Below are 9,234 nucleotides of genomic sequence, written 5' to 3' on the forward strand. Positions count from 1 at the left end.
CTATGATTAGATGTTACTAGACATTCAAGGATGACCGCGCTTCATCAGCGACATAAATTGAGGTGTATACTGCGCGCGCCTCCATGCGATAATTGCGAGCACTAAGAAACGTGTGTATTGGGGAATTCTCAGGCTCATTAAGTCTAAATCCTAGATCCTCAATTGCTATTACCTTGGGACGGAAAAGAGACCAGTCGTTTCCACTCAATGCAACATAATCAACATTCTCGATGTCAATATTCAGGAAATCGATATCTTGGCCATTAGTGTAGGATGCGAATAATGAGTTCAAAGTAATCATTGCTACATCGACGGTCTCCGTCACTTGGACGTTTTGACCCGTCGCGATGCTATCTCGAAAGTTCGGATCGATAGTATTGCTCGATCCCCAATCGTTAAATTTATATAGGGTCGCCATCCCATTTTCACCACCGATCGCAAAGTTGAGCGCGGTGTCTTCGGGGCGCTCCGCACGGCAGAGGTTAATCATGAAAGGATTGGCATCAACCAAGACGCCGCGCCAGCCACGTTGGTAAAAAAAATACGTATTGGAAAAAAGAGACGGATGATAACACCCTACGTCGAAATAAAGGCCGCCAGTTTTTTGCTCACCAAACAGAAAGCTTACAATTTGATCTTCGCCGAAGTGCGAGTAGCAAGTTTTTTGCCCAAGCGTCATGATGTTTCCCCGTTGTAAATATTGTTACAGCCGCAAAAAATCGCGGTATCTGGACAAGCCTATACGTGTAATATTCAAAGAATAATCGTTCATTAGACCTAGTAGTTCTGTAGGCGGGACCTCTGCTACATTTGAAGCTACCCTCGCCACAGCATCAACATCCAGTGGATTATCAACTTCCGTAAGCCGTGCATACGGGTGATTTTCGAGTTCGTCCAGGAAAAGGCGAGCGGTTACGGAGGGCGTACCACAAGCAACCGCTTCCAGATCAACCATAGGATGGCAATCGATTAGTGTTGCGTTGAAGATTATATCTACGGATGACACAATCTCTAGGTGTGTTTTAACGTCAAACTTGATGCTATCTGTAGGCTTTTCAAGCGAGAATAACGGTGTTGTCTCAGCATAATAAAGAATCCTTTTCACTGCCGGTGTGTTCGCTGCAGCCAAGAGGTTTGCATGCCAGTTTTTTCGAACGTCCGACCAACTTGGAAGAAACGCTGTGGTGGCGTCCTTAATCGAGAACGGCGCTGAGATCCTTTTATGGTTCCATTTTGGCGGTAAGTTAAGTAGGAGGGGAATGAAACCGTTAGTAAGAAACTGGCTAGAATTTTGCTTCAAGATATGCGCTCGAGTGACCAATCCATCTTTTTGCAACTTAAGCCATCGCTGAAACGCCGCGCGCTCATCCTTATAGGCTAGCTGCGCGAAGTTTCCGTGCCATACACAATAAGACTCCAACCCGTTAAAGGCTCCGACTCGCCTGGCTAGCGTATCCATGTTGGCTGAATATCCGTGCCATACCAGGCGATTGTATCCTTTCCTTTGGACAGTATCGATGATGTTTGCGATCGCGTGAGGCGATAGAGGCTTCCCCGCGCGAACAGCAAGTTTCGCGCCGGGAAGATTGCCGGCCGCAGCTCTGATACCAAAATATTCCATATGGAAAATATGCAGAGTGGATGCGAACGAGACATCTTTGTGAGCTAGAAGAGTGTCGCGCTCACTATCAAAGGCATACTCAGCTGTAAACGAAGCTGCGTGCTCGGTTTCCGCTGGCTCTTTATCCTGTTGTTGATCGCGGGATCCTAAAAAGGCGAGAGCCGCGAGTCGTGATTTGAGGTGTCGATTTTCAATTTCCAGCTCTCGAATTCGCTGGACGCTGGATGCTGCATCTGGGGAGATGAAAGTCACTTTCGTCGATCCGGGCTATTCTGTTGGTCTAAAGTTGGCCCTGATTAAGGCCAATTCTCCTTACGCAAAAAAAACGATGTCGATACAATCTTTTGATTGTGTTATTGCTGCCACAACACAAGGCTTAATGGATATTTGTGCGCAGAGCGTGTATCCTTTTTGAGTTCCGCTGTCTATATCGAAGTTGGGTCTTTCAGGCGTGAGTGCCGGTCTGCGATAGTGGCCGCAAGTTTAGAAGCACGCGTGTTAGATAGATGAAGTATTTTGAGGGTTTCATGACAGTTCTTGTGACTGGAGGTGCTGGATATATAGGCAGCCACATGGTGTGGTCATTAATTGATGCCGGTGAAGCCGTCGTCGTGCTGGACAATCTTTCGACCGGATTTCATTGGGCCCTGGCGCGAAAGGCCCGGTTTTATGAGGGTGACATTGCTGACAAATTGCTGCTTCGCACCATTTTTGCCGAAAACGAAGTTGATGCCATTATTCATTTTGCTGGGTCAGTTGTTGTGCCGGAGTCGGTAGCTAATCCGCTGTCGTATTACGAAAACAACACGGTGAAGTCGCAGGCGCTAATAGCTGCGGCCGTTGAGGCAGAAGTGCGATATTTCGTCTTTTCGTCGACCGCCGCGGTCTACGGGACGCAAGATGGCAGCGCTCGTGTGGATGAGACGGCTCCCTTACGCCCGGAATCTCCTTATGGCACATCGAAGTTGATGACCGAGATGATGCTGCGTGACGCATCTCGTGCTTACAATTTCACTTACACCGCCTTGAGGTACTTTAACGTGGCCGGCGCTGATCCTAGAGGACGAACAGGCCAATCGACGGTTGGCGCAACACATCTCATAAAAGTTGCGACCGAAACGGCGCTAGGAAAGAGAGGAAGTATTGAAGTTTACGGGACAGATTATCCCACCCATGACGGGACATGTGTGCGTGACTTCATTCATGTCAGTGACCTTACTGTAGCTCACCTTATGGCGCTTAGGCGGATGCGTGAGGGAGGTGGTTCGATAGTTGCCAACTGTGGCTATGGCCGAGGGTTTTCGGTTTTAGAAGTCCTCAATTGCGTCAGAACAGTATCAGGGTACGATTTCAAAGTTCGATATTCCGGTAGGAGAATAGGCGACGCTGTTTCGATTGTATGTAATCCTGCCGTGGCTCTCAATGAACTTGGTTGGATACCCAAGTATGACAGTCTGGAGTTCATAGTTCGAACAGCTCTTTCCTGGGAGGAGCAGTTAAATCTGAGGAGCATTGAGGGCGGCCGTGAAGATCATCTGGCTGACAGGAACCTAGGCAACGTCTAACAGGATTCGTCGGGATAACCTCTCGGAGGCGAGGCCTATAAACAGAGCGCCGAGAGCAAAAGATAAGACGTACTCGCGGTTCAAGAGTCTGTCGCTGTATCCCTCATAGAAGGCAACTCGCATCCATTCCACGCACTGTAGAACTGGATTGTAGGCTAGTGGTATCGCAAGTTGATCGGGAAGATTGGGCGGTACAAACAATGCGCCACTTGATATGTAGAAAACAATACCCATTAGAGCGTACGCTGTGGCTACGATTGGCAGAAATTGGGTTAGCACGCCCACAATGGTTCCTATGCCTACAGCTAGTAAGACCAGCGCCATAAAAGCGTATGTCGCCTGAAGTGGGTCGTTGGGATATGGATTTATGCCAAGAGACCCAAAGATGATCCACACCAATGCAATATTTATCGACGCCGCTATCACCTCGAGTAGAGCCCGTCCGAATAGGATATCGGTGACTCTTACGATAGGAAAAGAAAGCATCGAGCTATTCATTAAAAGCGAAAGCGACATAAACCGTGAGATATAGATGAATGTCAATGTGGGAATCAGGCCTGTAGCAAAAAATAGCATTGGGCTGTCGCCGTATGGCGCCGTGCGACCCGAAATAATGCTTATTATGATTACTATAAAAATGTGCGCGAGAGGCCATAACGGTACTAGGGCAAAACCAAGGCCATGGTTGAAGAATCTTGTACGCATATCGCGAAGCATAACAGCCTTCATGACGTTCAGCTTTTGTCTTACTAGGCCTAACATGCTCATGCGCTTCTTCTGCTGGTCCAGTGCTAGCGACAATTATAGCTCGGATGTCCTTCGATGATCAAATACGGCATCGAACCGTTGGAAATCTCCTCCGCTCCCTCATGCCAAACATGACATAATGAGTTAAGGCATTCATCCCAGAATCCCTAACATCGGAATTTTCTTCAAGGTAGATGTCTTCGCTGAATCCAGATTTACGGAGCTGAATCGAGTCAAAAAAGATCGCGATCCTTCTTGCCAGACGATGTAACAAACCGTTGCTTCTTTCACTGTAGCGAGTGGAGGCGAAATGGAATGCTGCATCGATACTAGACAAATGATCCCTAAGATAGGATATTTCGCCGCTAATTCTTAAATTCAAGTTAGCATGCTCCTCGATCAAATTCGCTTGAGAGAGCAGCTCCTCTCTCAGAGAGTCTGACAAATCACCGCTTCCCTGAACCGCAATCGCCATTTCCTCCAGCCGTTGACTAAGAGTGTCGCGATCACCGCGTATGGATTCGAGGTCTAATTGAACAGCCGCTTTTTCCGCTTGCACGGCTTCGAGTGCATTTTGGACATCCTTGATATGGCCTCGAGCTATGTCGAGTTCTTGCTGAAGATTCCCCTTCGTTATGTCGGCTATGTCCCGATCCCGCCGAAGTTGCTCAATTTCAAATTCGGTGACCTGCAGTTTTTGCTCAAGAGCTGCTCTATCCACCTGCGCAAGAGCGGAAGTTTCTACTAGGAGGTCTCTTTCGACCCGAATTTGGGCCACACTACTTATTGCCTCAAGGGCCTCGAGTTCAATGCGATTTAGAACGGCTTTGGTTTTGCTAAGGCTCTGCGTAATTTCAGCGATCCAATTCGCAAGATATTTTGCGCCCCTTTTCTGCTCTGGGAAAACAGCATCCAGAAACTTTGCACGCAAATCAGCGTAATACGCATGCTGCGGGTGAAACTCCCATGGACCTCCCCATGGAGCATCGTCAGATGTGAATTCGAGTGATAGTTCTGACTTGACGACCTTCACACCTTCATAGCATGAGATGAACGCGTCAATTTCATCGAGAATACGATTGCGCGCTGATATGATCCTAGCATTAGGAAGAGGAACAAATTCGCCATCCTTGAGTTCTGTTGTGCAGCACCGACGCGATAGGAAAAGGACAGAAACGCCTCTCCGAATTCGCTCTTTGAGAATATTTTGATAAAATAAATCAAAATAATGCTTCCAATTGTCCCAGTAAAATTGACTGTCTGTCGAAATAAATTTTGCTCTGCTAAGCTGAGAATTTTCATTGAAAACTATATCCTTAAAGGAAGCATTGAATATTTCGTTGCGGATATCGGAAATTATAGTGTCGTCGATTTTGAGAACGCCTGTTACAAAATCGCTGGCGGCCTCGAAGACGATGATCGAGTTAGGCGCTTCAATTATTCGTTTGTAGACAATTTTCGAAGCTTCACGATTCAGCAATCTCGAAAATTCCTCGGATTCAAATTCCGCATGCTGAAGCTCAATGGGTGGTGACATCACCGTGGGGACTGCGGCGCGCCAAAAATGAGTAAATTCGATCACATCTACAAGTTGATTGAATACCTCTAGCGAATTGCAGCCACCTATAGTCAGGATGGATTTTTTTGCTGGTGCACGCACCTCGGAGAACGCTTCTATTTCGTGATCTTCTATGACTACCAATCTATTCATTATGAAATCTATCCGGCTGCGCTAATTTTGATTTTTTATGACTATGGTGTTATGGTCTAATATACTCTAAGAAGAGTCAATAAGTTAGATGCAGTCACGCAAAATTACGGTCACGTAGAAACGCGGCCATATAGGAGTATATTCTCTTTGGCATGGAGAGTTCAGATGTCATTTTCGATTTGAAATCGAGCGAAGCGCGGTTTTAGTGTTGTTCTTCAATTTATTGTCTTCAACGTTGCTCTATTGCTAACGGCAAACTTTCCGGCTGAGGCGTTTGCTTCAATGCACGCGCGAGCGTCAGTTCACATGAATTTGGAACCAAGCATTGCGCACGTTGACGGCCAAGCAAAATGGTGAAGTGTATGCCCTATACTGGTAGAAGTTGGTTGGCATTCGTAATGTCTTAGGCTCTGAATATGCTGCGTTTTTACTGCGAGCAAGATCGCTGTTTTGCGATGGTCGGCGGAAGAACGCGAGGCCTCCAACACCAGATAATAGCGGCGGGACGTGAAGTTGACCCACCAGCGCTCTTCGACGCTGAGCAGTTTTCTGCGTACGTAAATTCTGGCGCGGGGTTAGGAGTATTCGCGGCGCGTTTGAGACACTGCAGCTGCTATCACATCGTCATGTGTCGAAGGGCATTCAGCCTTATCTGTGAGTTCAGTCAGCAAGAGTTTTGACACCTTGAAACTAAGGTCTTTTCTGCGTTTGCGAAATGAATATATTGCCAGCGAGCAAGCGTGGTGATGCTCAATCTGTCGCACTGTTTCGGGCCGCAAGGCGGGGGAGTTCTACACCGCTATGCTGGCGTGGCTTGATCGGAAAACAGACATCGTTGAGCGCGTTGAACAGTCGGACCGATATTTCGAGCCGGCGCATGCGGCTTTTTACGATGGCAAGCCTGGTCAGCCGCTAAAATTGATGCTCCAGGCGCGCAGCGATTTTTTGTCGATCTGGCGCCGTAACGACTATCGCGAGCATGTGGCCGAGTTCAAGCTTTTGGGGCGGCAGCTCGTCATCGTCAATTCGCCCGATGCCATCCGCTATGTCGTTGCCAAGCGGCACGATAATTTCGAGCGGAAAACGCCACAGATGCGCCGTGCACTGGAATATTTGCTCGGCGACGGCTTGTTTATCTCCGACAAGGAGACATGGAAGCAACGTCGACCATTGGTCTCCGATATCGTCCATAAGAACCGAGTCCCGGTCTTTGGCGCGATCATGCAGAATACGGCAAGCGAGCTTGCCGATCGCTGGCGAAGCCTCGGGGAGGGCGCAGAGGTCAACGCGCTGTTCGAAATGGCGGGCCTGACGGCGGAGATCATCTCCCGCAGTGTGTTTGGCAATAATCTCGGCGAGGAAAGCGCGAACGCCGTCACCGAAGGTTTTGCCAGCTATCAGTCCTTGGTGGATTCAGTCAATTTCGGCTATTTCCTCGGTTTCGACGAGGGCTTGCCGATTATCAAGACCCCGAGCTTGAAGCGGTCGGTCAAGCGCATTCATCGCATTATCGATCAGGTGATCGAGGATCATCTGGCCGGCAAGGGCGATAATAGTTCCATGGTCGAGCTGTTGATCCGCCGGCAACAGCGTAACCCCGAACTGAGGCTCGATGTCGTTGCGCTCAGAAACGAGGCGGCGACGATCTTCATGGCCGGCCATGAAACAACGGCAGCAACGTTGACATGGGCATGGTATCTCCTGGCGGGCGCGCCTTGGGTGGAAGAGGCGCTTCATGCGGAAATCGAGAGTGTCTGTGGCGATCGCGTTCCATCCATTGACGATGTGCCGAATTTGAATTGGTGCCGCGCGATTATCGAGGAAACGCTGCGGCTTTATCCGCCCGTACCGATCTTGGCCCGCCAGGCAGCAGAGGCTGACCAGATTGGTAATATAAACGTGCGGAAAGCTGCCCTCGTTCTGATCGTGCCTTGGGTCTTACATCGCACTGAGTCGCTATTCCCGGAACCTCATCGCTTCCATCCGGAGCGCTTCTTGGGTGAAGCAAGGCCGGCGCCCTATAGTTACATCCCCTTCGCGGCTGGTCCGCGTGTTTGTCCGGGACTGCAATTCGGTTTGACAGAGGCAATTCTCTGCCTCGCAATTCTGGCACAACGTTTTCGAGTGCGGATCAAGGAGGGTCATAAGGTTCTACCGCAATGCCGCCTGACGCTGCGCCCACGCGATGGCATCCCTGTCACTCTACACAGGCGCCGGGGATGAACACCGGGAATCAGCCTCAAATGAAAGACGGCGCCAGCAAGCGCAAGGCATGGACCTACCAGCCTCCGCGGGCTCCTTCGCTCGAAGATTTTTGGGCGGGCGGTGATCGGCGCAAGTCATTCTCACGCTACTGGTTCTTTGAGAACATCGACAACGCGATCGATCTCTTTTTCTACTTCAGCTTCATGTTGCTGCCGGCACGGGTCTGCTCAGCGCTCGGTGGCTGCCTTGGCCGAATTCTGGCGCCACGGTTTCATAGAGGAGCTTATGGGCGCGCCGCTGCCAATCTGAAGACGATACGGCCTGAGCTCACAGATGCAGAGCTTCAAACGCTGCTTGTCGCTTACGCGGATTCGCAAGGGCGGCAAATGGCGGAATATTCCGTCGTGCCCCGGCTGGCCCGTCGCCATGTCCGCATGATCGGGACCGAAGGTTTGGCGGAACGTTGCGCTCAAAGACCTGTCATTTTCATCGCGCCGCATCTCAGCAATTGGGAGGTACTTTGGCATTGCCTTCTAGGCATGGGAGTTGAGGTCACCATGAACTACGACCCGCCCAGACGCCGCTCCCGCCACTACATTGTCAACCGGCTGCGCAAAAGGGCCGGTCTGGGTATCCTGAAACCCGGTCGCAGCTTCGTCCGTCCCGCACTTAGAGTTCTGGAAAATAACGGCAATCTGTTGATGTTCTGCGACGAGGGTTTTAACGGGCACATCCGTGCGCCGTTCTTGGGTCGATCTCCTCATTTGGAGGGGAACTACGCAGTTATCGCGCGGATGGCGCAAAAGACGAACGCGCTGATCTATCCGCTCTATATCTCCAGAGAGGAAGGAGCAGACTTTCTTCTTCAGGCTTTGGAGCCTTTCAATTTAACCCGCAACAAAGACGCCGACGCTCCGCTGTTTGGTGAGGTCAATCGTCTAAATGCAGTAATCGAGCCTATGGTGCGGGCACATCCGGAACAATGGTACTTTATCGACAATCGATTGTAGCGGCGATGGAAAATACGAATTTTTGGTTTGTGGGGTTTGAGGATATGCGAGCAAATTCTAGGGTGTCTTAATCGATGTACTTGAACCTCGATGCTGGCTATTGAAATTGAGTTCCACCTAGAGTAGCCGGTAATGAGTTGCTTTAAGCAATGAAGATGGCCGGAGATTTTTCCCGGCATAAAATGGCGCTTTGATTTTCAATTTCCGGTCACCTTTGACCGTTACCGAATGGCATTCGTATTTCTGACAGAAATGGATTTTAGATGACGATATTGGTTTCTGGTGGAGCCGGGTTCATAGGCGGGAATTTTGTTCTTGACTGGATTGAGCTGCAGGAAGAAACGGTCATCAATCTCGACAGGCTGACCTATGCCG

At 49.6% G+C, this 9,234-nt stretch carries 7 protein-coding genes and 1 pseudogene; 4 read left to right on the forward strand and 4 right to left on the reverse strand.

Annotated features, from left to right (window positions below; translation table 11 throughout):
- Nucleotides 1-16: 16 nt before the first annotated feature.
- Nucleotides 17-679: an FkbM family methyltransferase gene (locus HGP17_RS27865; RefSeq protein ID WP_168814075.1), complete on the reverse strand. Its 663-nt coding sequence runs from the start codon at nucleotides 677-679 to the stop codon at nucleotides 17-19.
- Between the two features lie 24 nt (nucleotides 680-703).
- Nucleotides 704-1,873, reverse strand: coding sequence for a hypothetical protein (locus HGP17_RS27870; protein ID WP_168814077.1), 1,170 nt, complete (start codon nucleotides 1,871-1,873; stop codon nucleotides 704-706).
- Between the two features lie 275 nt (nucleotides 1,874-2,148).
- Here HGP17_RS27870 and galE point away from each other — a divergent pair, with 275 nt between their 5' ends.
- Nucleotides 2,149-3,186, forward strand: coding sequence for a UDP-glucose 4-epimerase GalE (gene galE / locus HGP17_RS27875; protein ID WP_168814079.1), 1,038 nt, complete (start codon nucleotides 2,149-2,151; stop codon nucleotides 3,184-3,186).
- On the opposite strand, the gene HGP17_RS27880 is transcribed toward galE, so the two are convergent.
- Complete coding sequence (locus HGP17_RS27880; protein ID WP_246704249.1) at nucleotides 3,172-3,954, reverse strand: capsular biosynthesis protein; 783 nt, start codon at nucleotides 3,952-3,954, stop codon at nucleotides 3,172-3,174. The two genes, galE and HGP17_RS27880, sit on opposite strands and share 15 nt — an antisense overlap.
- Nucleotides 3,955-4,012: 58 nt before the next feature.
- Complete coding sequence (locus tag HGP17_RS27885) at nucleotides 4,013-5,644, reverse strand: hypothetical protein (RefSeq protein ID WP_168814081.1); 1,632 nt, start codon at nucleotides 5,642-5,644, stop codon at nucleotides 4,013-4,015.
- 801 nt (nucleotides 5,645-6,445) lie between these two features.
- Between HGP17_RS27885 and HGP17_RS27890 the strand changes: the two genes are divergently transcribed.
- From HGP17_RS27890 to HGP17_RS33815, 3 genes and pseudogenes are all read left to right on the forward strand, one after another.
- Nucleotides 6,446-7,867 carry a cytochrome P450 gene (locus HGP17_RS27890; RefSeq protein WP_168814083.1) on the forward strand — a complete coding sequence of 474 codons (1,422 nt, stop codon included), beginning with the start codon at nucleotides 6,446-6,448 and terminating at the stop codon, nucleotides 7,865-7,867.
- Nucleotides 7,868-7,887: 20 nt separating this feature from the next.
- On the forward strand, nucleotides 7,888-8,859 hold the full coding sequence (locus HGP17_RS27895) for a lipid A biosynthesis lauroyl acyltransferase (protein ID WP_168814085.1): 972 nt from the start codon (nucleotides 7,888-7,890) through the stop codon (nucleotides 8,857-8,859).
- Between the two features lie 263 nt (nucleotides 8,860-9,122).
- Nucleotides 9,123-9,234 (forward strand): annotated as a pseudogene (locus tag HGP17_RS33815) (dTDP-glucose 4,6-dehydratase); the annotation flags it as partial.

This window comes from Rhizobium sp. P38BS-XIX (assembly GCF_012641435.1).
In the GTDB taxonomy this organism is placed as follows: domain Bacteria; phylum Pseudomonadota; class Alphaproteobacteria; order Rhizobiales; family Rhizobiaceae; genus Rhizobium.